The organism is Bacillus sp. XB1 (genome assembly GCF_053557995.1).
This window is the reverse complement of record NZ_JBNRIL010000002.1, coordinates 502,161-527,729: the sequence shown is the minus strand read 5'-3', so window position 1 is coordinate 527,729 and position 25,569 is coordinate 502,161. Positions and strand designations below refer to the sequence as shown.

Below are 25,569 nucleotides of genomic sequence, written 5' to 3'. Positions count from 1 at the left end.
GTCTACTTGTAGTGTAGCGAAAGAAGAAAAACTTCGTCAATCTTTTACGGAATAATAATTTGATCTTTTATCTTTTCAAGAGACTTCGCACCAATCCCATCAATCTCTAATAAATCTTCTATTTTCTGAAACGGACCATGTTCTTCTCGATATTTCAAAATACTTTCTGCCTTTCGAGAGCCAATCCCTGTAATTTTTTCTAGTTGTTCTTTCGCCGCTGTATTTATTCGAATCTTACCATCTTCCTTAGAAGAAGTAAGCACCCCTTGTTCTGACTCATTTTTACTCGGTATATAAAGAAGCATTTGATCTTGTACAATTTGTGCTAAATTCACTTTTTTCATATCTACTTCTGATAAAAAACCACCAGCCTTTTGAACCGCATCCTTTACGCGATCTCCTTCCTTCATTTCATATACCCCTTCTTTACTGACCGCTCCTTTCACATCAATTATAATTGTTCTTTTCTGTTCCTTTGTATCCGATATTTTCGGTTTACCCTTTTTTTCTATCTCCTTCTCTTGTACATTCATTGTAATAGGCATTCGTTCTACACTCTGATTCGTTTTCCAAAAAACAAGAAAAAGTAAAGTTCCAATAATAGCTACTAAACCTAACCACTTTTTCGGAAAATCCCACATCATTTTACACCTCTAATCATAAATTTATAACATCATTCATATTGTTTAGGAGAAAGCTGTTACGAAGGAGGGATGAAACTTTGAACATAGGAATTATAGGGACAGGAAACATGGGGAATATACTAATCGATGCATTTTTAGAAACCCGTGCTGTCAAACCTTCGTGCCTTACAATCATTAATCGGACGCCTGCAAAAGCATATCATATAAAAGAAAAATACCCTTCTGTTCATATAGCAAAAACAATCCCGGAAGTAATCGAACAATCACAACTTATTTTTATTTGTGTCAAGCCGATAGATATATACCCTATCCTAAAAAAATACGCTGAACATTTTTCTGATGAAACGTGCTTAGTTTCTATTACAAGTCCAATATCTCCATCACAATTAGAGACTCTCGTACCTTGCCACGTCGCGCGTATCATTCCAAGTATCACAAATCGCGCTCTCTCTGGCGCCTCACTATTTACATTTGGAGATAATTGCTCTGAAGAATGGCAACAAAAACTACTTCGTCTATTCAAAAACATTTCTACACCTCTTGTAATAAAAGAAGATATAACGCGCGTTTCATCTGATATAGCAAGTTGCGGTCCTGCTTTCTTTAGTTATTTACTACAACGCTTCATTAACGCTGCTGTAGATAAAACAAATATTACACACGAAGAGGCTACTACTTTAGTAAGTGAAATGGTCGTGGGGATGGGGAAATTACTTGAAAAAGAAATCTTCACATTACCTACCTTACAAGAAAAGGTTTGCGTGAAAGGCGGCGTTACTGGGGAAGGCATTCGGGTTTTAGAAGAGCACGTTGGAGATATGTTCCATAAGTTAATCGAGCGAACACATGAAAAATTTGATGAAGATTTAGAATGCGTTGATCAGCAATTCAATAAACACACATAATAAATACGTCATTTTCATTCCAAACCCTTTTTATAAATACTTACTTTTTTACAATACATTTTCACTTCAACTACTATTCCCACACTTTACGCATACAATCTTCAGATTATGCTAGAACTAAAAATACATTTTCTTTATAAAACAAAAGCAACCTTCTCGGTTGCTTTTGTTTTATCCGTTTTTCTTCGCCATGAAGAAAATACGCTCTGTTTGTTCTGTAACTTCAAGTCGCTCAAAATCACCTGTTACACGAAGCACTGTAAAACCTGCTTCTTCAAGCCATTTCGTTAACTCTTCCACTTGATATGCACGTTGCACGTGACATTCGTCAAACCGATGGTACACATCTTCTTCCGGATCTTGAACAAAGAATGTTAAATCATGCTCTACACTATTTGATTCTTCACCAGGGAAGCAATTCCAAATAAGAGATATTTCTTCTCCATTCACTGTATACGTTTCATTTTGAAATACATGATGTATTTTATATAAAGAATGTACATCAAATAAAAACAAACCATCTTGACGTAAATGATGAAATACTCTTCTAAATGTTTCTTGTACTCCATCTTCTTGCAATACATAATTTAATGAATCACAAAAGATGGTTACACAATCAAACTCACCTGGAACATCAAGCTCTCGCATGTCTTGTTGATAAAAAGGAATAAAGTATCCCTCTCCTCCTAGTTTTTGCTGAGCGACTGTTAACATTTCTTCTGAAAGATCGACACCTATTAAATCGTAACCCTTTTGCACAAGCGGCAGGGTTACATTACCTGTACCGCATGCTACATCAAGAATTTTTGCCTCTTTCATATCTGCCTGCTGTAAACTTTCCTCTGTAAATTCCACCCATTTATCATAAGGGACATCATTCATTAGTTCGTCGTACAACAATGCAAATTGTTCGTATTTCATTGGCCTAACTCTTCTGTAATATCTTCACGTGGCACATCGCCCCATAGACGCTCTAAATTATAGTGATTACGCTCATCTTTATGGAATACATGAGCAACTACATCTCCAAGATCAACTAATACCCAACGTGCTTCGTCAAACCCTTCCATACGTTGTACGTCGATTTGGAACTCATGTGCTTTTGATTTAATTTCACGTGCAATTGCTTGCACTTGTTTGTCTGAATTCCCGTGACAAATAATGAAATAATCTGCAATTGGTGAAATACCTTGCATATTTAGGACAACCATATCTTCTGCTCTCTTATCATCAGCTGCTTTTGCCGCTAATACTAATAAATCTTTATCGTTCATTTACTCATTTCCTCCTTGATAACTGCATTGTATGTTTGGAATGTTAATGGATAAATCGTCTGATCTTTTTCCATTAAAAATTGAATTGTTCTCTTTAACGCAAATAATAAAGCTTGATTTATATCCGCATATGCGAGTTTACGAGCCTCTTCCACTCCTGGAAACTTTCGCCCAGGTTCAATGTAATCAGCTACATAAATCACTTTATCTAACATCGTCATATTCTCATGACCACTTGTATGATATGTAATAGCTTGCAAAATTTCAGAATCCGTAATGCCTACTTCTTTTTCTACTAAGTATGCCCCAACAGGTGCATGCCATAACTCTTTGTTATAGCAAAGTAAATCTTTCGGCAAATCTTCACGTTTAATAATCTCTTCCATCTCTGAAATTGCTCTACATTTCGCATAATCATGGAATATAGCTGCCATCTCTGCTTTTTTTTCGTCCACACCGTATAACTTAGCAAGCTCAATCGCTGTCTCCATTACACCAATTGTGTGTATATAACGTTTTTCATGCATTTGTTGTTTGACAATATGCAGTGCATTCTCACGATTCATACAACCCATTCCTCTCGATATATACCTGTACTTTTTCGGGAAGTAAATATTTACACGTTTTCTTCTCCTTATATCTCTCACGTAATAAGGATGAAGAAACTGCAAATTCCGGAATTTCCACTGTAGTAATCTTATATGGTGTATGCAATGTATACCCAGGTCTTGCAACTCCAACAAACGTTACAAGATTAAGTAAAGCTTCAATGTTATACCACTTCGGTAAATACTCAACCATATCCCCACCAATAATAAAGTGAAACTGCACATCCGGATACTTCTTCGTCAATTGTAACATAGTGTCATACGTATAAGATGGGCCCTTCCTACTTAGCTCTTCTAAACAAATAGAAAAGTGCTCTTCTGCCTCAGTCGCGAGCTCTAACATATGTAAACGACTTTCTACACTTGTAATATTCCGCCCTTGTTTATGTGGCGGAATCTGGTTTGGCAAGAACCATACTTCTTCCAAGTTCAAAGCGTGATATACTTCATTTGCAATTAGCAAATGTCCATAGTGAGGCGGATCAAATGTACCGCCAATGATGCCAATTTTTCTCAAAAGAAACGCCCCTTCCTTTTACATACAGCAACTCTCCTCGGTTAGGAATGAAGAGAGTTGCTATTAATAAAAGTTCAATTGGTTTCGCTCTCTACATCATTACGCATAAACGATAAAAATAGCGCATGCTAGTCTTTTTATCGAGGAAGCTTAATTTGTTTATTTTCTCTTGATTCTTTGTATAAAACGATTGTGCTTCCAATTACTTGAACGATTTCAGCACGTGCACCTTTTGCAAGTTCTTCCGCAACCTCACGGCGATCAAATTCACAGTTTTGTAATACACTTACTTTAAATAACTCACGAGCTTCTAAAGTATCTGCGATTTGTTTAATCATATTTTCATTTACTCCGCCTTTTCCTACTTGAAAAATTGGTGTTAAATGATGTGCTTGTGCACGTAAAAATCTTTTTTGTTTTCCTGTTAACATATATGTTAGCCTCCAAGCTTTTCTATAACTAATTGTTTCATTCTCTCGATATTTGGCGTGCGTCCTGTCCACATTTCAAATGCAAGTGCTCCTTGATAAACAAACATATCAATACCATTTTGAATGATTGCACCTTGCTCTTTTGCCTCACATAAAATTTTCGTTTCAAATGGATTATAAATTATATCTGATACAATCGTTCCTTTTTTTAACGAACAAATTTGTAATGGCGTATGTTCTACGTGTGGATGCATACCTATCGTTGTCGTCTGAATGATAATATCATAATTTCCTTGTTCTTCTGTCGCTTTTTCTAATGACAAAGCAACAGAATTAACATCGGCCGTACGTGCAGCAATAAGTTCCTTTGCCTTATCTACTGTACGATTGGCTACATCAATCTCTTTTACACCTACATCAGCAAGAGAAAAATAAATAGCTCGGCTAGCACCACCTGAACCAAGTAACAAAATACGTTTCCCTTGAAGTGGTTCATTACTAATTGACTGCAGCGCTCGAACAAAACCAATCCCGTCTGTGTTATAGCCAATTAATCTTCCATCCTTATGAACCACTGTATTTACTGCACCGATTTTCCTTGCCAATGGGTCAATCTCATCCAAATACTCCATAATAGCAACCTTGTGCGGAGTTGTTACATTAAATCCTGAAATACCTAATGCTTTTAAACCTCTTACTGCTTCCCCTAGCAATTCCTCTTCAACAAGGAACGCATGATAATGGGCATCCATATTCAAGTGTTCAAATGCATCGTTATGCATAACGGGTGATAATGAATGTCCAATTGGATTTCCGATTACACCATATAATTGTTTCATAAATCCCTCTCCATATTAAATTAAAGATTTACGTAGTGAAACACTTACTCCTTTTGGTACGTGTGCAACAATTTTTGCTCCTGGTTCGTTCACAGTAACCCATCCTAATCCAGAGAATACAACATCTGTTTTAGGTTCACGAATATTAAATTCGTATTTCACTAGCTCAGGCATATTTGCTAATTCTTCTGGCGTTGGTGGGCTTAGTAAATCCCCAGCATGATTTTTATATAATTCATCTGCTTTCTCAAGCTTTGTACGATGGATTGTTAAGCGATTCGAGAAGTGACAAGTAAATGCACGACGACCACCACTTACATAATCAAAACGTGCCAATCCACTAAAGAATAACGTTTGTTCTTCATTTAATTGGAATACCATCGGCTTAATTTCTTTTGTTGGTGTAATAAGCTTTAAGCTTTGCTTTCCAACATAATGAGCCATTTGGTGGTGGTTAATAATACCTGGCGTATCATATAAAGAAGACTCTTCGTCCAATGGAATATCAATTAAATCCAGTGTTGTTCCTGGGAAATGAGATGTTGTAATTACATTTTCAGTCTCATCACTAAATTCTTTAATCATACGATTAATAAATGTCGATTTCCCTACATTCGTACATCCAACAACATAAACATCTTTGCCGCCGCGATAATACTCAATAGCATCTGCTAGTTCAGCAATTCCTTGTCCCTTCGCTGCACTAATTAAAAAGACATCTTCTGGTTTTAATCCTAGCTGCTTTGCACTATAGCGCATCCAATGTTTTACTTTATCATGTTTTACTGACTTTGGAATTAAATCAGCTTTATTTCCAACAAGTAATACTTTATTATTCCCTACGAAACGATGTAAGCCAGGTAACCAGCTACCATTAAAATCAAAAATATCTACAATTTTGACTACTAATGCATCTGATTTTCCAATTCCATTTAAAATGCGTAGGAAGTCATCATCTGTTAACGATACATCTTGAATTTCATTGTAATGCTTCAAGCGAAAACAACGTTGACAAATGACTTGTTCTTTCTCTAAAGATGAGGCAGGAGCATACCCCACTTCGTTTTTATTTTCTGTTTGAATTTCTACACCGCAACCAATACATTTAATTGTTTCAGTCAAACTTTATTCCTCCCAGTTAATTAAACCTTTTTTCTTCATATTTTTCATAATTCTTCGTTCAATTTTTCGATTAAAGCGCGTTACTAATCCGTCCGTTTGTGCTACCGGTACAACTAAAATTGTATGAAGGCCTACTCGGTTTCCACCAAGCACGTCAGTCAGTAACTGATCTCCAATTACTACAACTTCATCTGGCTGCAAACGCATCTCTTGTATCGCACGCTTAAATGCGCGAACAAATGGTTTACGTGCACTATGAATAAATGGAATACCTAATGGATCAGCAAAATCTTTCACACGTTGCTCATTATTATTTGAAACGACCGTTACTTGAATGCCTTGCTCTTTCATTTCCAAGAACCATTTTTCAAGTTGCGGCGTTGCATTGGGACGATCCCATTCAATTAAAGTGTTATCTAAGTCAGTAATAACGCCTTTAATCCCACGTTTTTTTAAATCTTCTGGTTGAACATGATATACATTTTTCACATATTCATTTGGTAAAAATAGTTTCAATTTCTTTCACCTCTTTGAGGATTTTTCATAAAATTTTTCGACAACATTTTTCGATATATAACCTGTGGATAAAATTGTACACATTTTCCACATTAATTTTTCAGTTAATTTGGAATTTACTAACAAACTATACACACTTTATCCACCTAGGTATGTGGATAACCACTCGTTTGTGACTGTCATATTTTTTTGGTACATTAAATGCATCAACGAATCAATCCTTATATTATTAGGAGGTGACTCACCTTGAAAACAAAACATATGGAACAGTTATCCACTGAGTTACTCACTGAGTCTTATTATAAAGCAAAAGAACTAAAATTAAATCCCGACTTCATTTTACTTATAAAACAAGAAATCATTAGACGCTCATTAGAGGACAAGCTTGTCAAATCATCTTGATTACATATAAAGTGAAAGTTTAATCAGCCCTTACCAATCAAACAGTTAAAGGATAAATTATTAGATGCCCTGTAAAAAGAGCCATCCTACGATGGCTCTCGAATAAACAAGTACTCCCATCTAGGGGATTTCATCATTAAGTATCTTTGCCCATAACTCTTACTTACGGTTATAAAAGCTTTTCTTTATTTATGAGCTAAGCGAGTAGCTATTTTTTCACCAAGACGAAGCTCTTGTCCACTCTTTAATTCCTGCACTACTTCTATCATATCTTTTTCAAACAATAACACAACTGTTGAACCAAATGTAAAGTATGCCATTTCTTCACCTTTTTGAACAGTGTCTCTCTCATGCAAAAGCTCAATACTATTAACAAACATAGCACCTACTTTTACAAGAGCCATATGCTCGCCATCACTGCTTACTTCTGTAACAGAACGATAATTTTTTGACAGTGGTTCTTTCCCGTATTCCATACCAGCTGCATTTACCGGATATGATTTTCTACCGAGTACAAATCTTTCAGTCACAGAACCAGAAAGCGGACTATGAATGCGATGATAATGACTTGGACTCAAATAAATTACCATATATGTACCGCCTGCATATCGCGTTGCACGTTCTTCATTACCTAGCATATCCACGATTGAATAGCGCTTTCCTTTAATATCAAATGTTTTTGTATCCTCAATAGGACCATGATCTGCAAAAACACCATCAACAGGACTAACGATACTCGATGCATCTGTATCAATACTACGCTTTCCTTCTTTTAGCTTACGCGTAAATAATTCATGCAATGTTCTATATTCCTTCAAACCCTTTTCCATCTCATCTTGATTAATTTGAAAAACTTTCGCGTACGATGGAATAATGATAGAGCTCAAACGAGATTGTGCAAATTTACGTAATATATAAGAAGTAAAGCGACCATTTGTAAGTTCTATCATAAGTCGATATAATGTACGTCGCAAATTGCGAAACCCCCTAATCAGTCTATAACTTTAGTTTTCCCTTCTTTTCTTTCTATATCATATGTAAAATTGGTTCTTATTCCCACATATCATATAAAGCAGCCTTATTATATATACAGAAAACTAAGTATGGTATTATTCTTAAATTATTTAGCACCTTCTAATATTACAGATAGAATCCGTCATTTTCAACAGTGAACATGTATTTCTTCTTAGCATAACGCGTTTTCTTTTCTTATTTACAATAAGAAAAGCAGCCCATTTTAAATATGGCTGCTTCTAATACACTTTACTCTTTCGCTTTTTTCTCTTTCTCTGCCCTTACAAACTCGTGGAACATTTTCATTAAAGCACGCTTTTCAATCCGTGATACGTAGCTTCTAGAAATACCAAGCGCCTTAGCGATTTCCCGCTGTGTTTTCTCCTTATCTAGCCCAAGTCCAAAACGTTTCACAATCACTTCTTTTTCTCTTTCGTCTAAAATATCGATATACTCTTTAATTTTTTCTAACTCCATACTAAGTTGAATCATATCAATTACATCTTCAGACTCTGATTTTAATATATCAATAAGCGATATTTCATTGCCCTCTTTATCTTGCCCGATCGGATCATGAAGTGAAACATCTTTTTTCGTTTTCTTTAGTACACGTAAATGCATCAAAATTTCATTTTCAATACAGCGTGCTGCATACGTCGCAAGCTTCGTTCCCTTTCCTGCAGAATAGCTCTCGATCGCTTTAATGAGCCCGATCGTACCAATTGAAATTAAATCTTCTGCATCTTCTCCTGTGTTCTCAAATTTTTTAACGATATGAGCTACAAGCCGTAAATTATGTTCAATTAAAAGATTTCTCGCTTGAGCATCACCTTGCTCCATTAACTCTAAGTACTTTCTCTCATCATCTGATGATAACGGCTGCGGGAACGCATTGTTCTTCACATAAGAAACAAAGACAAACACTTCTCGAACCATATATCCAATTGCGGCGAATAGACTCAAACCTTTCACCTCCGCCAAAATAGTGGTCTTTATTATGTGTATGTGGGCGTGAGGTTGTTTGTGTCTGTACAGTTTATTTATAAAACTCAACACTTCTAACATTTAAAATATTTTATCGTTATATTATAATTAAATAAAATTGTTATTTATATATGAATATGCTATTAAAGGGGACACTATTCATGATTACATTAGAACGATTATTAAATGTAACAATTTATTTAGGGGTATTTTTACTTTTCATTTCGTTCATTACTTTTGTTATTAAAAGAGGGCCTGATTTATTATTTTTTCAATTTGGAATTTCTTTATTTTTTGGAGCTCAAATTATAACTGGAATAAAATTTTTTCATAACTATGGTTTCTCCTTTCACTCAAAACTAGAACTACTTATCTTTATTTTCTATGTAATTGGAATTATTACATGTATACTATTATTCTTTCACTTTCAAAATCCGTATCGAATTTTTTTATTAATCTGTAGTTGTTTATTTTTAACTGGATCCAATTATTACTTTAAAGAAACATTAAATTTTAGTAAAAAAATTCCAAAGCAAAACAAAACTTTTTTAAGTACACAAGAAGACTCTTTTCCAAAAGAAGTTCGTAAATTTTCAGAGGATTACAACAACATAATAAGAAATGATTTTTATAAAATACCGATGATTCCTACTGAATTACAGATTACAAGCAAAAAAGATTCTTCCCATAGTACATCTTACTTAGTTGAACTTCATAATAGCGAAAATGAAATTACTGATGACTCTGTACAATTAACTCCATCAGACCGTTTTTATGTGCTGTTAAATAAACAAAAAACAAAAATATCAAAAATAGTATATGAAGGGCAGAATTTTTTCACATTTACAGTCACACTAAAGGCTCTTAATTTACAGCAAGAACCAGAAATTCATAATATGTTTTTAGAAATAGATAAACGTAGAGCGATGAATCTTCTTAATTTTGAAATTAAAGCCCATACTAAAGAATGGAAAGTAATATTTAAAAGTGATAGTTCTCATTCCAATCTTCCTATCACATTTACTTTTGAAAAACGAACAGGCAAAGTATAAAAATAAAAAAGAGTTATTTTCTTTGAAAAATAACTCTTTTTATTTTACTTACTCCAAATCTTTCTCCCCGCTTGGGCATCAATATAACGAATTTCCCGCCTACAATTAAAAGGTTCTTTATGTTTTTCATCTGTCGTTTGTTTGTAAAGTAGTTTGTATTTCGTTTCCTCTGCATCATGATCTAAAAACCATTCTAATTTAACTCGGATAGCCTCTCTGTATATTTCTAACGCTTTTTCTTTAGTTACTTTTGGTGTTATTTCATATGTGAGCAATTCTTTTATAAAGTTGCTAGACTCCCCCGAGTAGTGCATAACAGCACCATTTTCTGCATTGATGTTAATCATAAATTGGTTATACTCTGCCGGAATATCATTTATATATACAGAAAAGATAAATCTTTCAATCCCATCTTCTGCTTCTTCACGTTCCTCCCAAGACGCAGATATTGTGTGATATCTGGAATAACTCGTTCTAAAAATTGAAGTGCTTTTTGTAAACATTCCTCTCTAGACAGTATTTGCTTTACTTCTTTATCATCTGTCAGTTTTATAAAACCAGTTAATTCATTGGTTAATTTATCAATTTTAACGCTAACTAAATTATTATATTTCAACATCGGTAAATGCTTTTTAAAGAATTCATTCATTAAATATGGATCCTTTTCTTCTTTCTGTTTTTGTAATTCCTCTTTCGGAACAAATTTCATCCTTATTTCATCATCATTTTCTGTCTCATCTACTTTTGTAAAACCTTCTTTATTCCAGTCAAATAATTCGAATACGTCACCTCGTTCGTTACCTTTTTTCGATTTTTCAACAGCTACAGCCGAAGGTAATTTATAATGATCTAGTCCAAATAAATCTTTACCTGTACTTGCATCAATAAACGCATGACTAGGCTCTGGTTCATATACAAGCTGGTACCCTTTTACTTCTTCCCCGCTTTTATACTCACATGAAGAGTATGTTAAATCTACAAATACAAGTCTCATATCTTGTCTAGCTTTCAAATTTTCTAAAACGATATTCTCCTCAACAATTTCACTTGGCCATAACGTTTTTTTCTCTATAGCTTTTTGTCCATTGTAATGAAAATGCACAACATTACCTGAAGGGTGCACTCGCACAACGCACCCTGTATTCGGCAATGGATAGCTATTCACTTCTTGCATATAATTTACTTCTTTCCAACCGCGCCTGTCGTCCTTAACCGTTACATATGTATAGAATTCATATCCTTCTTTTGTATATTTTTTCAAGAACGCATTTGCAATCTCTCTTGCCTTCTTCTCCTCTATCGCTTCCTTGCCACTTGAAAAAGAATTTTCATCATCTATCCTAAATTCAATTAAATTACCAGTATGTCTATTTAATGTAATTTGTATCTGTTTCTCCTCATCATCTTTATGTGCCCACCACAATAAATGATACGGGTCATCAACCCCTTCTTGATCATCTACAACAAGCCTATAATCACCTGGAATATCAATAATATGAGCCACTCGCTCTTTTCTCTCTTTATCTTTTTGATTCATTATTCCCCTCCTCAATCTTACAATTTAAGGTAATTATAACAAAGAAAACTAAAATTTATTAACAAAAAAGACTAGAGATATCTCTAGTCTTCTACTTCGTTTCACGATGTAACGTTACTCGCTTTAACCGTGGACAATATTTTTTTAATTCGATGCGTTCTGGATTGTTTCGTTTATTTTTTTTAGAAATGTAATTACGATCACCGCACTCCGTACAAGCTAATGTAATATTTACACGCATATTTAATTCTCCTTTTTTTCAAAAATCGCAACTAAAACGTAATTATTACGATTTATATATTATAAAACTTCATTCTATTTGTCAATTGCAAAAACAAGAAGATTCCATTTAGAATCCCCTTGTTTTTATAGTTAAATAAATTTTCTCCCGCATTAACGGGCAGTAAGACCCCCACTGATTAAAAGCTTCACTTTATTAAAACGATTCGTATGTAACAAACTCACTAATCGGCTTTCGATATCCTCGTGGGCGAGTTTTAGTCGTATCACTTTTTCCTATCGTAATCATTAAAACAGGTACTATATGCTCCGGCATATTCAATTCACTTTGTACTGCTTTTTCATCGAAACCAATCATTGGACATGTATCATAGCCATAATATTTAGCTGCGTACATAAAAGTCATCGCGCTTAACGAAGCATTTCTAATCGCTTCATCCTCCATGAAACGCTCTCCTTTTCCTTCATATAAACCTTTCGTTTGCCTAATTGTATCTTCATATTCACATTCATCAATCATTTTTAAAACTTTCATACCGAAGTAAATATTTTCAACATTTTGGTATGCTTTTTTATCACCACAAACGAGCACTACCGCTGATGCACTCGATATTTTATATTGACCAAAAGCTAATTCTTTTAATCTTTCTTTTCGCTCTTGATCACGAATTACAACATAATGTGTGTGCTGCAAATTATAGCAAGATGGAGAAAGCTTAGTTAACTCAAATATTTTTTTAAAATCCTCATCAGGGATTTCTATACCTTGTATAAATTTCATTGCAGAACGTCTAGCAATTGCTAATTCTTCAAAGTTCACCATATATCCTCCTCGATAACTGTAAATTTAAATATACATTAATTTATACAAATAGATAAATCAAATAAAAACACTTTAAATCCGAATAATAATTATGATTAACAGCAAAAAAGACAAAAAGCTGAAACAATTAGTTCATACGAAATTCACACGAATCTATTACTATAGAAACTGTACATAGTGAACTTATTAACAATCACGTTTATTTATATAAAATCTTACTCGAAAGGAGTTGAAAGTATGAAAACTAAATATCGCTTTATGATCTCATCATTTGCTGCTTGCGCTTATATGATTTGGTATTTAGTATAATAACGACCTCACTTGCAAATAGGAAAAGGTGTGTATATAAATGGAATATAATCAATCAACAGTTAACTACTGGAAAGCTTTTGTATTACCATATACATTTGCTTTAGAAGAGTTAAAAACTAAATTTGAAATTATGAACCGGGAAGCTCAATTTCTAGAGGATTACAACCCGTTTGAACATATAAAAACAAGACTAAAACAACCTGAAAGTATTATTAAAAAACTAGAGCGCAAAAACTTATTACCAACAGTTGAAAATGCTCAAACACATTTACAAGATATTATTGGTATTCGTATTACATGTTGCTTCGTAGAAGATATCTATCATTTGAAAGAAGTCATTCAAAAACGCGAAGATATGGAAGTCATAGAAGTAAAAGATTATATCGCTAACCCAAAACGAAACGGATATAAAAGTTTACACATGATCATTAAATACCCTTTGTCACTAAATTCTGGTACAAAAGATGTATTTGCAGAAATTCAGTTACGTACACTGGCAATGGACTTTTGGGCAAGTTTAGAACACAAACTTTATTATAAATATGAAGGAAAAATACCGGAGTATTTAAAAGATGAACTACATGATGCAGCAATGAAAGCTGAAGATCTGGATAATAAAATGGCCACAATTCGTCAAGATATTGATGATATTGAGGCATGTTCAAATCAAATTATGCTACCACTATAAAAAAAGGTTCTCGCCAATGAGAACCTTTTTTATATCATTTTTTGGAAGTACGACTCCACACTTATTAAAGTTTCACGTTATTTTTTCTCTATTGTTCGAACCTCTTCAATCTTCCATTTACCCTCTTCTTTTCCAAGGGCATACTGTACTTTCTTTTGAAGAGTAATACTGTCGTCTACTTCCTTTTCTTTCGTTTCAACAATAACATACCCTACTTTACTAACATTCATATCTATATGTTCCAATTCAATTTTCTTATTTCCCTTTTGAAATGCGGCTTCTTTTTGTGTTTTTAAGTCTTCAGCACTAGGCATCTTCTTTGAAAATAACTCCATATGTTCTGCAAGATTTTTTTCATTGGTCGTTCGCACAAATGTATGAATAATATCTTGAATAGATTTCTCTTCTTCTTTTGTTATTTGTACCTTTTCCTCAGTTTTTTTAGTAGTAGATTTTTGTGCTACATTATTCTCTTCTTGTTGACATCCAACTAGTAATACTACAAATGCTAGAAGGAATCTTAATTTCGCAAATATTTTTTTCATATTTCCAACTCCTAAAAAGAAAAGCGAGGCAGTTCGCCTCACTTTCGCTCTTAATTAGCGTCTTCCTTTATTCGGATCACCACCGCCAACAATATCAAAGACACGTTTCGCTATATTTGTATTCTCTTGAACGCCAGAGAACAAGTATTTACCTGGACCAAATGCATACACGTTCACATCTTCCCCTGTATGTCCACCTGTTGTCCAGCCTGTAACCGAGCGCTTATTGAAAATATCTTCAATTGCATTATCAATCTTTGTTACATCTTTTGACGGAGCTATATCATTTACAGCTTGAATTTCTTCTGGAGTTAATTGTAAATCAATATACTTTTTCAATGTTTCTTCTACATTTGCACCTTTTGCAATCTCATTTGCCATAAAGTCTGGTGTGCGTTTTGCAGCTTTAATTGGATCTACTTTAAAGTTATACTCGCCATTGGCACCTAAAGATAAGCCACCAGTAGCGTGATCTGCCGTTGCAACAACTAACGTATTTTTATCTTTTTTCGCAAACTCAATCGCTGCTTTGAAAGCTTTTTCGAAGTCTTCCATTTCACTCATTGCACCAACAATATCATTATCATGTCCAGCCCAGTCGATTTGACTTCCTTCCACCATTAAGAAGAAACCATTTTTATTTTTGTTCAAACGCTCAATTGCTGCATTAGTCATTTCTTCTAATGAAGGTGTTTTCTCATTGCGGTCAATCATTTTATCTAATCCACCTGGTGCAAATAAACCAAGAATTTGATCATTTTTATCATTTAACAATTGATCTCGATCCGTTACATAGCTATAACCAGATTTCTTAAACTCTTCTGTAAGATTACGATCTTTTCTAACAAAGTTCTTTACGCCGCCGCCAAGCATAACATCTACCTTATGCTTCCCTTTAATTTTCTCATCAAAATAATCATTTGCAATTGCATCCATATTTTTACGGCTAATGTCATGCGCACCGAAAGCAGCTGGTGTTGCATGTGTAATTTCAGAAGTTGCAACGAGTCCCGTTGATTTCCCTTTTTCTTTCGCTTGCTCAAGAACTGTTTTCACTTCCGCTTTATCATTATCAACTGCAATTGCAGCATTATATGTTTTAATTCCTGCTGACATAGCTGTTGCTGCCGATGCAGAGTCTGTAATATTTTCATGTTCATCTTCTGGGTATGTTTTTTGTGTTCCTACAAGATGCTTATCAAATTCTGTAGATTCCATTTCAAAGGTTTTTGGATTATCTTTCATATAACGGTGAGCCGTCATATATGAAGGACCCATACCATCCCCAATTAATACGATAACATTTTTAATCTTTGCATTGCTTCCGTTCTCATCTGCATTAACCTCACTAGAACGAGTAAAATTCCATGTTGCTACCGAAGTAACTGCTAATGATGCCACAACTGCAAATGGCCATGCTTTTTTCACAAACTTTTTCACTGTCTTATCCCCCTAATTAGGTTATTCATTTCCCACTATCAAATTTAATGGAAGACTATTAAGAGAAAATTAGCTGTATGTAAATTTTTTGTTAACTTATGTAAATATCAGTTATAATTTGTATAAGTTTGTCTTTTTGTATCAATCATTCCGCCCTTTACAATTTAAATATAAACAAGTTGGATTTCATTTAACGTAAATCTCTTTTTTTACATTTTGACTCTATGTTTATGAAAATAAATAGAAATGCGGTGAGCCTTTATGAAAATAGTAAAGCTAAATGAATCTTTTATTTTTGAATTACTTAATCTTTGCAAATCTGTTGGATGGTTACACGATGAAATTTTTATGAAAAAACAATTCGAAATGTATCTTTCTATCGGCACACTTGTAGGTTACATTCATGAAAACAAACTCATTGCGACTGGAGGAGTATTTCCCTTTACAAGTAACTTCGCTTCCATTGGTATGTTAATCGTTCACCCTAATTTTCAAGGACGCGGAATAGGGCGCATGTTGCTAAATCATTGCTTGGAACAAATTCATCCAAAACAACCCATTGCACTTATTGCGACAAAAGCTGGCGAACCTCTATACACATCATGCGGATTTCAAACAGCAACAACGATTCATCGTTTTGAAAAGCAAACTATTAAGACGTACCCTTCTCACTTACAACAAGTACAAGAAGAAGACCTTATATCTGTTACTTCTCTGGATCAAATTGCAACTGGTATGAATCGTTCTCTACTTTACTCTTTGCTATTACCAAGGGCCGTACACTCTTTTAAAATTGAAAGAAATAACTGTATAGAAGCTTTTTCATTATGCATACAAAAGGGCAATATATTATGTATCAATCCACTTATCGCCAAGCAAGAAGAAGATGCTATCCAATTATTAAAAAAGATATGTGAATGTTGGAATGGTATAGTACGAATTGATGTTCCACACTCACAATTTACATTTCGTCAATTTCTTCAAACAGAAAATTTCCAAGAAACGCTCCTTTCACCTCTTATGATAAAAAATGGTAGCCAACTTCCTGGAAATCGTAATATGCTATTTGCTATGATAGATACAGCGTTATGTTAGAAAGGAGACACCTAATTGAAGCGATTTAGCTATTTTATGGTAGGTTGTCTTACTCTTACACTATTAGTAGGATGTAGTGCAGCAGAAAAGCCAGTAGAACAAGTAAAACAAGTTAAAAATACAATTACAGCGAAACTAGCTACCGAGGAAAAAATGGTAGAAATAGATGGTCAAACCATTTACTTTAAAAAGATTGGTAATGAAAAACCACCTTTACTTATGATTCATGGCTTTGGAGGGTCATCAGATGGTTTTCAAAAGATTTACTCCGATTTAGCAAAAGATCATACAATTATTTCTGTAGATGCTTTAGGATTCGGGCGCTCATCTAAGCCAATGGATTTTTATTATTCTTTTCCAACTCATGCAAATTTGTATTATAAATTAATGAAAAAACTAGGGTATGATTCATTCGCAATACTGGGGCATTCCATGGGGGGAGAAATTTCTCTAAATTTAACATATTTATATCCTGAAGCAGTTACTCACCTTATTTTAACTGATGCTACAGGTGGCCCTCATACATTCGTTAATAAACAAGGCTCACCAAAACCACAATTGTCGACTGATTTAAATGCCGTTTCTTCTATTACAGATTATGATGAAAGCAAAGTGAAATTCAAACGTAATGATGAAGAGCATTATAATAAAATGAAATTATGGCCTAGACGTCTTAAAATTAATGCAAATGAAATAAAACAGCCAACTTTAATTATATGGGGCAGAAATGATAGTAGCGTTTCCTGGAAAGAAGGAGAAACGTATCATCAATTCTTAAAAAATAGCACTTTACATATTATTGAAAAAGGTTATCATGCACCATTTCGCCAAGAACCACAAGAATTTGTCGGGTATGTAAAAGATTTCTTTAAGAACAATCCGATTAAAGTTGAAAAATAACATAAACGGGTATCTCAAAATGAGATACCCGTTTTCATATATTAAGCAGCTTGCTTTTGGCGTTTTGGAGTTTTTGATCCTAATACTTTCGGGATAACGAAGCCATCCATTCCAAATTTCCCAGCGTTCATACCGGAAACAAGAACAAACATAGATAAGATAACCATCTCAGGGTTCACACCAATTGACCCACTAAACATATAGGAAAAGTTCATTACAAGACCAAAAAAGACCGCTGTTTTTGTTAAACAGCCTACAATTAAACCAATTCCGACTAAAATTTCTCCCCATGTTACAAGTGTATTAAACAAATCTACATTTGGAATTGCAAATTCTTGTAAGAATGATGCCCACCAAGATTGAACAGCCGGTTGTGCACCTTTAGATTTTTCAATTGCCCCTTGCAAATAACCTGTTGCATCGAATCCTTTTCCTTGTAGTTTACCGATTCCAGCCATTAACCATGTGTAACCAAGATATACTCGAATTACTGCTAATGCAAAAGAAACTGCTTTGTTTTCTCTTAAAAATTGAATAACCATATCTTCCTCCTAAAGTTGTAATTAAGTTAGTTACAGATAATATAATAACATTAGTTACTTATTTTTCAAACGTTAATTATGAATAATCTGTGACATGCGTATGAAACATTAAAAACTAACGTTTATATAGTAACTTTTATTACCTGTAAAAACTTGAACATATCATACCACAAGTGATAACCATTTTCATTGAAAAAAATGTAAAAAAAATGTGAGTTAAATGTGAAACACGTTTATTCGAATATAGAATAAACGTGTTTCACACTAATTATAGAATCGAAATGTATGTGTCTCCTCATCAATTAAACTCGCTTCTTGAAACGCTTCTTCTAACGTTTTCCCATGGTTAATAACCCCATAAAATAAGCGTATAGTAAACATAAGTGCTGCATTTCCATCTACATAATCAATCGATCCAATATATGATTTCGCACCACTATGTAAAAAAGATTTTGCTAGATTTTGCTCCCCTAACGTACACCCGCTATTTACAATATGTGTATTATGCAATTTTGCATATTTATAAATTTCTTCTGTACCAAAATACCCTCTCGGTTCATCTTGTTCATATACTTCTTCGCCTAACTCTTCTATGACAAACTTCCCTTCTTCACCATGAAAGCAAAAAATAATATAATTAATATTGTTAAATAAGTTCTTTCCAGAAAGAACTTCCACAAAATCTTTCGGTCTACCAATCCAATATGTCACAACCCTTGCACCAAAATATTCAAGAGATGCTCGAATTGATTGCGCTTCTAAATCCGAATTAAAACCAACTACTAATGCAATATTCAACATACAACCCCCATCCTATAATCAGCCCTTATCAATCAGAATTTTATGGGATAAATCCATTTCATATATGCCCGTTTCTTTCAAAAAATCTGATCTAGTTAAAACGACTTTCTGTAAATATTGCCTATATGCTGTAATTGTTCCATCGTGAGATACAATGCAAATTCTTTCAGCACCCAGTTCATAACACCAAAGAAGAAATTCATCTACTATTTGCTGAAAACTATTCTCTGAAATAGTGTTTATACCTTCCTTCCATAACTGATTATTTGAGCTTTTCTCTATCGAAAAATGCAGAAATAACTTTGTTATCATTCCCTGATCTACTATATAATCGCACGGTAATGTTTTCGCTCCTTCTCGATAAGGAAAAATACGTGGGGATACATATGGATGGACTAGTTTTTGACAAGCAACTTTCGCACTCCATATTGTCGCCGTTTGCAAAGTTCTAAGTGTAGGACTAACAATTAATATATCCGCTTCTTGTAATGATATATCACGTTGAAGTAATTTAGCTTGAGCCTTTCCTACTCTCGTCAATGGTGGGTCAAACACTTGTAAACTTTCTGGTAAATCCGTTGTATGTTCACCTTCACCATGCCGAACAAAAACGATTTTCATATTCAGCCTCCTCTTACTATAAAATCCTCACACATATTTCTTCCCTATTGCATTCTTTATTCCTGCTGTATAAAAACCGATATGTAAAAAACATTTGACACTAATATTTGTAAAATATTACAATATTACATGTAAAATACTTTTTACACCGAAAGGAGAATTACATATATGAAATGGATAATTGTCTTTATTGGAATGATTGTATGGGGATATATAAACGGCTTCTTTAGTAGTGATCAAACTGCTAATCCCTGGATTACAGATGATGAACGTGAAACAAAAATTAAACAAAAAGCAATTACGGCAAGCTGGTCCGGTGTTTTTATGTTTTGTACCATTAGCCTCTTAAATAAATGGTTAGGTTTAAGCACAAACGATAAATCACCGTACTTACCAGACCCTATCGCAGCTATTTTAAAGGAAAATGTAGAGTTACAAGTTTTACTCATGCTATTTGTTATGTATGGAATATTTTACTTACATTATCGAAGAAAATTAAGTGCCTAACTTCTAACTCATGATTATCCTCCTAAATGGTTATAGTAATTAGGACGAAATGAAAGGAGCGATAGAAAAATGAGTAACTCGAATGAATTTTTAGATACACTACATGAAAAACAAGCAAAAGATGAACAAAATAGAAAGCGCCAAGGGAACGGAAACCCAGCGAAAAAAAAGCCAAATAAAACGCATAAATAACAATAAAAAACTGCCTAAAATGATCTTTTAGGCAGTTTTTTATTGTTATTTCACCGAGATGACATTTTCCCAATTCCATTTCTCATAATACCACGCTGGTACATCTATATTTTCAATCCACTTCTTTTCCTGTTTCCCATCTTTATGAGCAAGCCATACATCCGCTTTCTTACGGTCTGAACGTATCCAAATTAATTGATTACTCTTCTTCATGAAGATCGGGTGGTAATCCCCTTGCTTGTTCTTTTTCTTTGTGATTTGATGCTGTGCATTACTTGTACTATCGACCTCATACAAAGATGGTAGTGGCCTTTTTTCTGGTGGAGTTTCTATCCCTGCCTCCTTTGCTCGTGAAACGATAATTACTCTATCGTTCTTCCATACAAAATCCCAATCAACATATCCTTTCGGCGTAAATATGTTCTGCTGAAGTGCTGGCAATTCCTTTACTTTTAAATGCTTATTTTCTAATGCAACTCTTCCGCTCCCTTCAATATAAGCTAATATATTTTTTGATGGTGCCCATTGAAACCATTGTGCGTTTAGTAACATTTGATCTACTTTTTCAAACCGACTGCCATCTGCACGAACTAAGCAAAGCGTATTACTATCAGCTGACCATGAAGCTGTCGGTACTGCTAAAAATGAAATCCACTTTTGATCTGGTGACCACTTAAAGCCACTTGCTACTAGCGCTAGGAAATCATCATGTTCATTTGGCAATGCATACAAATGCTTCATTTTGTGAGGATTCATATGTGCATCTTTTTGCACTTCATATAGCTGAGCCCCTGTCCATCCTGTTGGAAGTAAGTGCGCTTCAGAGGCTACAAGAAAGTTCTTTCCATCGGGGTACCATGCATAATCCCCTACACCAGCCGATACATTTTCAAAATCTGCATTCTTTTTTTCTACATCAAATGTATTTAATGTACCTGTAAATATAAATGCAATTATATTTTCTGTTGGTGACCATTGATAATTCGATGCTTCTGAGTGAAACGGCGTAACTTTCTTTCCATCTTTCAGCCGATATAACTCAAGAATATTTTGTTTCTTCCCTTTTACATATGCCAGCCATTCTCCATCATGTGACCACTTTGGCCCTGTTATGTTCTCTCCTTTTGTAAGTTGTTTTTCTTTCCCCTCAACTTTAATCCAAAGGTTATGATGACGAATAAAAGCAACTTTCACACTATTATTTTCTGCGCTAGTAATAGTGATAGAACACAAAAACATAAACAACACTACACTACCACTTACTATTAGCCTTTTCATACCATCACTCCATTTCCCTCATAGCATTCCTCACTTTCTTCCTACAATATGTGAAAAATATCGATTCGACATAATCAGAAAAAATTTCCCAAGAAATTTTCAATTCATAGAGGATTGGTATGAATTATGTCGAAAGTATAGTTTAGCCAACATTTATATTTATAAGTTATAACTAAAATGTAAGATTTAATTTCTGAATATTGGCACTTTTTATTAGGGGGAGTATCAATGAAAAAAACTACATCTACACTATTAAGCATGGCGCTTGTCTTTTCTAGTTTTGGAGCTTTAAGCGCTCATGCTGAATCACTACAAAAGGAGAAGCAATTTAGTCCACAATTAAAAACAACGATTGAACAGTGGGGAGAACATAAAATTGCTCAAAATGTTGAAACGAAAACAACAAAAGAAATATCAGTAATTGTAGAATTGCAACATGCACCTCTCGCTGCTCAAAGTAATATTCAGCATGCTCCAGATTTACAAAATAGTAATGCTCAGTCTTATCATGCTGAGCTAAAAAAAGCACAAGAAGATACGACTAAGAAAATAAAAGAAAAAGCACCTGGTGCAAAAATTAAAGAAGTGTATAATACGTTATTTTCCGGATTCTCTATTTCAGTTCCTGGAGATCAAATTACCTCTCTTGCCTCTTTACCTGAAGTAAAAGCAGTCTATCCGAACTTAACATATAAATTGCATGAAACATCAAAAAGTACTACTAACGAAGAAGCACCAAATATCGGTGGACCGACAATTGGTGCACCTGAAGCGTGGAATTTAAAAGATCCATCTGGCAAACCGCTTGATGGAAAAGGCATGAAAGTAGCCATTATCGACTCTGGCGTAGACTATACACACCCTGACTTAAAGGCAAATTATATCGGTGGATATGACACGGTTGATGAAGATAGCGATCCAATGGATGGTAACGTACATGGTACTCATGTAGCTGGAATTATTGCGGGTAATGGAAAAATTAAAGGCGTTGCTCCAAACGCTTCTATTCTAGCCTATCGTGTAATGAATGACGGTGGAACTGGTACAACAGATGATATTATCCAAGGGATTGAGCGAGCGATTCAAGATGGTGCGGATGTGTTAAACCTCTCCCTTGGGCAAGATTTAAATGTACCTGATCAGCCTGTAACATTAACGTTAGAACGAGCAGCGAAACTTGGTGTTACTACTGTCGTTTCAAATGGAAATGACGGACCAAAACCTTGGTCTGTTGATGCTCCCGGTAACGCAAGTAGTGTCATTTCTGTTGGAGCATCTACGGTTTCTATCCCGTTTCCAACATTCCAAGTAGCTGGTTCCAGCAAAACATATCAAGGGTTACCGTTATCAAAATCCGATTTTCCAATAGGAAATGATTCCCCTCTTGTATATGTTGGTTATGGCAATCCAAGTGATTATGCAAAACAAGATGTGAAAGGGAAATTCGCACTTATTTTACAAGGTACTTCTAGTACATTAGTAAAAGCAGAACAAGCGAAGCAAGCTGGGGCACTTGGTGTGTTATTAATCTCTAACGAAAAAGAAATTAATATGATGCCGGAATATTTTTCACGTGAACATCTGGCTATCCCAGTAATGCAATTATCAAATACAAATGGGGAAGAATTAAAAACTTTAATCACAAAACGAAAGAAAAATATAAAAATTGGACAACCAAAGCAAACAGAACTTATCGGTAACTTTAGTTCAAGAGGACCATCACAAGGAAGTTGGCTAATAAAGCCTGATGTTGTTGCACCTGGAGTACAAATTACTAGTACAGTACCGCGAGGCGGCTATGAATCGCATAACGGAACAAGTATGGCTGCTCCGCAAGTAGCTGGAGCGGTTGCCCTCTTACGTCAAATGCATCCGGATTGGACGACAGAACAATTGAAAGCGGCTCTTGCTAACAATGTAAAAATATTACATGATGTCAATGAAAATACATACCCTGTTATGGCACAAGGATCTGGTTTAATTAACATTCCGAAAGCAGCTCAAACAAATGTATTAGTAAAACCTAACAATGTCAGCTTTGGTCTTATTAAGCCAAATAGCGGAAAAGTAAAACTGACGCAAAATGTTACATTACAAAACCTTTCTAGTAAAAAGAAAAGTTTTTCAACTCGTGTGGAATTACTAGATGCCAACACAAAAACAAAAGTAAAAGCTTCTGTCCCTTCATCGATTAGCATACAACCGAATAGTAGTACCGAAAAACCATTTACTATCACGGTAGATAGCTCACTACCACAAGGTGTGTATACTGGAAATGTATATGTAAAAGAACAAGGGGCAAAAGAAGAAATTCGAATTCCATTCACATTTAGTATCGATCCTAAAGATTATAAACGTATCGATGGACTTGAAATTATTAATTCTACTTTTAGCCCAAATGGCGACCACGTACTAGATGATAATCTCATCAACTACTATTTAGTTGCGCCTGTGGATGATGTAACATTACATGCAAATTTAGTTACGAAAGAACGTGTAACGTATCAAGGGATTATCCATCAAGCTAAAAATGCAACTCCTGGATACAAACCTTTCAAATGGAATGGTACAAAAGCAGATGGCACTCCTTTAGCTGACGGGCTATATCAAATCGAAGCAGTTGCTTCTAATTCTGGTGGAGAAACAAAACAAACAGCTGCTGTATTTCTTGATCGAACTGCACCTAAGTTAACACACGAAGTTGACCAAGAAAATCTCGTAATTAGAGGAAAAGTTGATGATATTCTACTAGATTGGATGTCAGAATCTGGTTGGATAGCACCCGGTATTCCAGTGAGAATGCAATATGAAATTAACGGAAATGGTGTATGGGAACAGGCATTCCTGAACCCTTGGGAGAAAAGCTATGACATTTATTTCGATCGCACTCAATTACACGAAGAAAAAAATACTATTCACATTGTAGCAACTGATGCAGCTGGCAATACCTCTAATTTAACTGTTAATTTAGAAGTGAAATAAAGTGAAGCCTTAATCAGTAGAGATTTTGTTCATCCCCACTGATTATTAGCCTTCACCAATCGGGGGTTACGGGCAGTTATTCTCCCACCGAATTTTGAGGTAGGAATTTTACTACTCATTAACACGGGATAAAAAAATTTTGTTGACAATTTTTTTAATATAGTTTTATAATACAAAACATAGTTTAGTTTAACGAATTATATATCGGCTTTGAAGGAATGCTAGTAGCGACTTATATCACTGTCCCAGAGAACTGATGGTTGGTGCGAATCAGTACATATACAAGCGTGAATTACAATTCTGGAGCTTCTTTCCCGTAATGCTTTTTATGCATGAAGAGAAAGACGGATCTTTCCGTTATCGTAAAGTGAGTGGTAAACAATTAGTTGTTTACAAATAGGGTGGTACCGCGATTTTTATCGTCCCTATCGGATTTTCCGATAGGGACTTTTTTGCATCCATCCTCTTACACAATTTCATATATACGCGTTGAAAGAATCGCAGTAGTATCTTATATCCCTGTTACAGAGAGCTAATGGTCGGTGGAAATTAGCACATATATAAGTATGAATTACAATTCTGGAGCTTCTTTTTCGTAGTGCTTTTATGCATGAAGGAAAAGACGGAATTTTTCCGTTATCATTAATTGAGATGTAAGTATATTTTCACTTACAAATAGGGTGGTACCGCGATTCTTTCGCCCCTATCGGATTTTCCGATAGGGGCTTTTTCTATTTATCACAGAAACATATGTTAAA

Annotated in this window: 28 protein-coding genes, 1 pseudogene and 2 other annotated features; of the genes and pseudogenes, 9 read left to right on the top strand and 20 right to left on the bottom strand. The window is 34.6% G+C overall.

The window, feature by feature from the left end; genetic code table 11:
• Window positions 1-44 precede the first annotated feature (44 nt).
• A complete protein-coding gene (locus ACK1U5_RS17985; RefSeq protein WP_000989932.1) occupies window positions 45-644 on the bottom strand; it encodes a helix-hairpin-helix domain-containing protein in 600 nt (199 codons plus the stop codon).
• A 77-nt stretch (window positions 645-721) separates the two neighbouring features.
• Here ACK1U5_RS17985 and comER point away from each other — a divergent pair, with 77 nt between their 5' ends.
• Entirely contained in the window at window positions 722-1,549 is an 828-nt protein-coding gene (gene comER, locus ACK1U5_RS17980) for a late competence protein ComER (RefSeq protein WP_001020556.1), read from the top strand.
• A gap of 171 nt (window positions 1,550-1,720) precedes the next feature.
• Here comER and ACK1U5_RS17975 read toward each other — a convergent pair whose 3' ends face one another.
• The 8 genes from ACK1U5_RS17975 to ACK1U5_RS17940 all read right to left on the bottom strand — a co-directional run bounded on the left by ACK1U5_RS17975 (window position 1,721) and on the right by ACK1U5_RS17940 (window position 6,856).
• Window positions 1,721-2,470 (bottom strand): class I SAM-dependent methyltransferase, encoded by a 750-nt coding sequence (locus ACK1U5_RS17975; protein WP_000873069.1) that lies wholly within the window; start codon window positions 2,468-2,470, stop codon window positions 1,721-1,723.
• Entirely contained in the window at window positions 2,467-2,823 is a 357-nt protein-coding gene (gene rsfS / locus ACK1U5_RS17970; RefSeq protein WP_000998173.1) for a ribosome silencing factor, read from the bottom strand. Before rsfS ends, ACK1U5_RS17975 begins: the two co-directional genes overlap by 4 nt.
• Complete coding sequence (yqeK, locus tag ACK1U5_RS17965; protein ID WP_001078475.1) at window positions 2,820-3,389, bottom strand: bis(5'-nucleosyl)-tetraphosphatase (symmetrical) YqeK; 570 nt, start codon at window positions 3,387-3,389, stop codon at window positions 2,820-2,822. The genes rsfS and yqeK overlap by 4 nt, the downstream gene beginning before the upstream one ends.
• Window positions 3,379-3,948, bottom strand: a complete 570-nt coding sequence (nadD, locus tag ACK1U5_RS17960; protein WP_001226048.1) for a nicotinate-nucleotide adenylyltransferase — start codon at window positions 3,946-3,948, stop codon at window positions 3,379-3,381. The genes yqeK and nadD overlap by 11 nt, the downstream gene beginning before the upstream one ends.
• 137 nt (window positions 3,949-4,085) lie before the next feature.
• Window positions 4,086-4,379 carry a ribosome assembly RNA-binding protein YhbY gene (yhbY, locus tag ACK1U5_RS17955; RefSeq protein WP_000955224.1) on the bottom strand — a complete coding sequence of 98 codons (294 nt, stop codon included), beginning with the start codon at window positions 4,377-4,379 and terminating at the stop codon, window positions 4,086-4,088.
• 5 nt (window positions 4,380-4,384) lie between these two features.
• Window positions 4,385-5,218, bottom strand: coding sequence for a shikimate dehydrogenase (gene aroE, locus ACK1U5_RS17950; protein ID WP_000812076.1), 834 nt, complete (start codon window positions 5,216-5,218; stop codon window positions 4,385-4,387).
• A 15-nt stretch (window positions 5,219-5,233) separates the two neighbouring features.
• Complete coding sequence (gene yqeH / locus ACK1U5_RS17945) at window positions 5,234-6,340, bottom strand: ribosome biogenesis GTPase YqeH (protein WP_000140799.1); 1,107 nt, start codon at window positions 6,338-6,340, stop codon at window positions 5,234-5,236.
• 3 nt (window positions 6,341-6,343) lie between these two features.
• Entirely contained in the window at window positions 6,344-6,856 is a 513-nt protein-coding gene (locus ACK1U5_RS17940; RefSeq protein ID WP_000765314.1) for a YqeG family HAD IIIA-type phosphatase, read from the bottom strand.
• A 246-nt stretch (window positions 6,857-7,102) separates the two neighbouring features.
• On the opposite strand from ACK1U5_RS17940, the gene sda reads away from it, so the two are divergent.
• Window positions 7,103-7,258, top strand: a complete 156-nt coding sequence (gene sda / locus ACK1U5_RS17935) for a sporulation histidine kinase inhibitor Sda (RefSeq protein ID WP_000850094.1) — start codon at window positions 7,103-7,105, stop codon at window positions 7,256-7,258.
• 185 nt (window positions 7,259-7,443) lie between these two features.
• Here sda and ACK1U5_RS17930 read toward each other — a convergent pair whose 3' ends face one another.
• Together ACK1U5_RS17930 and sigK are read right to left on the bottom strand one after the other, a co-directional pair.
• Window positions 7,444-8,232: a phosphatidylserine decarboxylase gene (locus ACK1U5_RS17930; RefSeq protein WP_001255000.1), complete on the bottom strand. Its 789-nt coding sequence runs from the start codon at window positions 8,230-8,232 to the stop codon at window positions 7,444-7,446.
• Between the two features lie 289 nt (window positions 8,233-8,521).
• On the bottom strand, window positions 8,522-9,235 hold the full coding sequence (gene sigK, locus ACK1U5_RS17925) for an RNA polymerase sporulation sigma factor SigK (RefSeq protein ID WP_000051382.1): 714 nt from the start codon (window positions 9,233-9,235) through the stop codon (window positions 8,522-8,524).
• Window positions 9,236-9,387: 152 nt separating this feature from the next.
• On the opposite strand from sigK, the gene ACK1U5_RS17920 reads away from it, so the two are divergent.
• A complete protein-coding gene (locus ACK1U5_RS17920; protein ID WP_080481815.1) occupies window positions 9,388-10,308 on the top strand; it encodes a hypothetical protein in 921 nt (306 codons plus the stop codon).
• Window positions 10,309-10,352: 44 nt separating this feature from the next.
• Here ACK1U5_RS17920 and ACK1U5_RS17915 read toward each other — a convergent pair.
• From ACK1U5_RS17915 to ACK1U5_RS17905, 3 genes and pseudogenes are all read right to left on the bottom strand, one after another.
• Window positions 10,353-11,845, bottom strand: a pseudogene (locus tag ACK1U5_RS17915) (YcdB/YcdC domain-containing protein).
• A gap of 91 nt (window positions 11,846-11,936) precedes the next feature.
• Window positions 11,937-12,086, bottom strand: a complete 150-nt coding sequence (gene rpmG / locus ACK1U5_RS17910) for a 50S ribosomal protein L33 (protein ID WP_001265617.1) — start codon at window positions 12,084-12,086, stop codon at window positions 11,937-11,939.
• Window positions 12,087-12,281: 195 nt separating this feature from the next.
• The gene (locus ACK1U5_RS17905) at window positions 12,282-12,908 is read right to left on the bottom strand and encodes a nitroreductase family protein (RefSeq protein ID WP_000245976.1); all 627 of its coding nucleotides are present in this window, start codon (window positions 12,906-12,908) and stop codon (window positions 12,282-12,284) included.
• A 349-nt stretch (window positions 12,909-13,257) separates the two neighbouring features.
• Here ACK1U5_RS17905 and ACK1U5_RS17900 point away from each other — a divergent pair, with 349 nt between their 5' ends.
• Window positions 13,258-13,908 carry a GTP pyrophosphokinase gene (locus ACK1U5_RS17900; protein ID WP_000456219.1) on the top strand — a complete coding sequence of 217 codons (651 nt, stop codon included), beginning with the start codon at window positions 13,258-13,260 and terminating at the stop codon, window positions 13,906-13,908.
• Between the two features lie 77 nt (window positions 13,909-13,985).
• Here the strand turns inward: ACK1U5_RS17900 and ACK1U5_RS17895 are convergent, their stop codons facing one another.
• The gene (locus tag ACK1U5_RS17895) at window positions 13,986-14,453 is read right to left on the bottom strand and encodes a hypothetical protein (protein ID WP_000717903.1); all 468 of its coding nucleotides are present in this window, start codon (window positions 14,451-14,453) and stop codon (window positions 13,986-13,988) included.
• A gap of 54 nt (window positions 14,454-14,507) precedes the next feature.
• The gene (locus tag ACK1U5_RS17890; RefSeq protein ID WP_000714912.1) at window positions 14,508-15,893 is read right to left on the bottom strand and encodes an alkaline phosphatase; all 1,386 of its coding nucleotides are present in this window, start codon (window positions 15,891-15,893) and stop codon (window positions 14,508-14,510) included.
• A gap of 261 nt (window positions 15,894-16,154) precedes the next feature.
• Here ACK1U5_RS17890 and ACK1U5_RS17885 point away from each other — a divergent pair, with 261 nt between their 5' ends.
• Together ACK1U5_RS17885 and ACK1U5_RS17880 are read left to right on the top strand one after the other, a co-directional pair.
• On the top strand, window positions 16,155-16,988 hold the full coding sequence (locus ACK1U5_RS17885) for a GNAT family N-acetyltransferase (protein ID WP_000706696.1): 834 nt from the start codon (window positions 16,155-16,157) through the stop codon (window positions 16,986-16,988).
• Between the two features lie 15 nt (window positions 16,989-17,003).
• Window positions 17,004-17,888, top strand: a complete 885-nt coding sequence (locus ACK1U5_RS17880) for an alpha/beta fold hydrolase (protein WP_000819810.1) — start codon at window positions 17,004-17,006, stop codon at window positions 17,886-17,888.
• A 41-nt stretch (window positions 17,889-17,929) separates the two neighbouring features.
• On the opposite strand, the gene ACK1U5_RS17875 is transcribed toward ACK1U5_RS17880, so the two are convergent.
• The 3 genes from ACK1U5_RS17875 to ACK1U5_RS17865 form a co-directional block, all read right to left on the bottom strand.
• On the bottom strand, window positions 17,930-18,430 hold the full coding sequence (locus tag ACK1U5_RS17875) for a DoxX family protein (RefSeq protein ID WP_000236592.1): 501 nt from the start codon (window positions 18,428-18,430) through the stop codon (window positions 17,930-17,932).
• 264 nt (window positions 18,431-18,694) lie between these two features.
• Complete coding sequence (locus ACK1U5_RS17870; protein WP_000931927.1) at window positions 18,695-19,231, bottom strand: hypothetical protein; 537 nt, start codon at window positions 19,229-19,231, stop codon at window positions 18,695-18,697.
• A gap of 18 nt (window positions 19,232-19,249) precedes the next feature.
• Complete coding sequence (locus ACK1U5_RS17865; protein WP_069604745.1) at window positions 19,250-19,852, bottom strand: histidine phosphatase family protein; 603 nt, start codon at window positions 19,850-19,852, stop codon at window positions 19,250-19,252.
• A gap of 168 nt (window positions 19,853-20,020) precedes the next feature.
• On the opposite strand from ACK1U5_RS17865, the gene ACK1U5_RS17860 reads away from it, so the two are divergent.
• Entirely contained in the window at window positions 20,021-20,359 is a 339-nt protein-coding gene (locus tag ACK1U5_RS17860; RefSeq protein ID WP_000871153.1) for a hypothetical protein, read from the top strand.
• A gap of 69 nt (window positions 20,360-20,428) precedes the next feature.
• Window positions 20,429-20,551, top strand: a complete 123-nt coding sequence (locus ACK1U5_RS17855; RefSeq protein ID WP_000071866.1) for a DUF4023 domain-containing protein — start codon at window positions 20,429-20,431, stop codon at window positions 20,549-20,551.
• A 45-nt stretch (window positions 20,552-20,596) separates the two neighbouring features.
• On the opposite strand, the gene ACK1U5_RS17850 is transcribed toward ACK1U5_RS17855, so the two are convergent.
• Window positions 20,597-21,829 (bottom strand): TolB family protein, encoded by a 1,233-nt coding sequence (locus tag ACK1U5_RS17850; RefSeq protein WP_113710612.1) that lies wholly within the window; start codon window positions 21,827-21,829, stop codon window positions 20,597-20,599.
• A gap of 228 nt (window positions 21,830-22,057) precedes the next feature.
• Between ACK1U5_RS17850 and ACK1U5_RS17845 the strand changes: the two genes are divergently transcribed.
• Window positions 22,058-24,811 carry a S8 family peptidase gene (locus tag ACK1U5_RS17845; protein WP_069604744.1) on the top strand — a complete coding sequence of 918 codons (2,754 nt, stop codon included), beginning with the start codon at window positions 22,058-22,060 and terminating at the stop codon, window positions 24,809-24,811.
• Window positions 24,812-25,012: 201 nt separating this feature from the next.
• Window positions 25,013-25,241 (top strand) — a binding site (T-box leader).
• 50 nt (window positions 25,242-25,291) lie between these two features.
• Window positions 25,292-25,519 (top strand) — a binding site (T-box leader).
• Window positions 25,520-25,569: the final 50 nt, after the last annotated feature.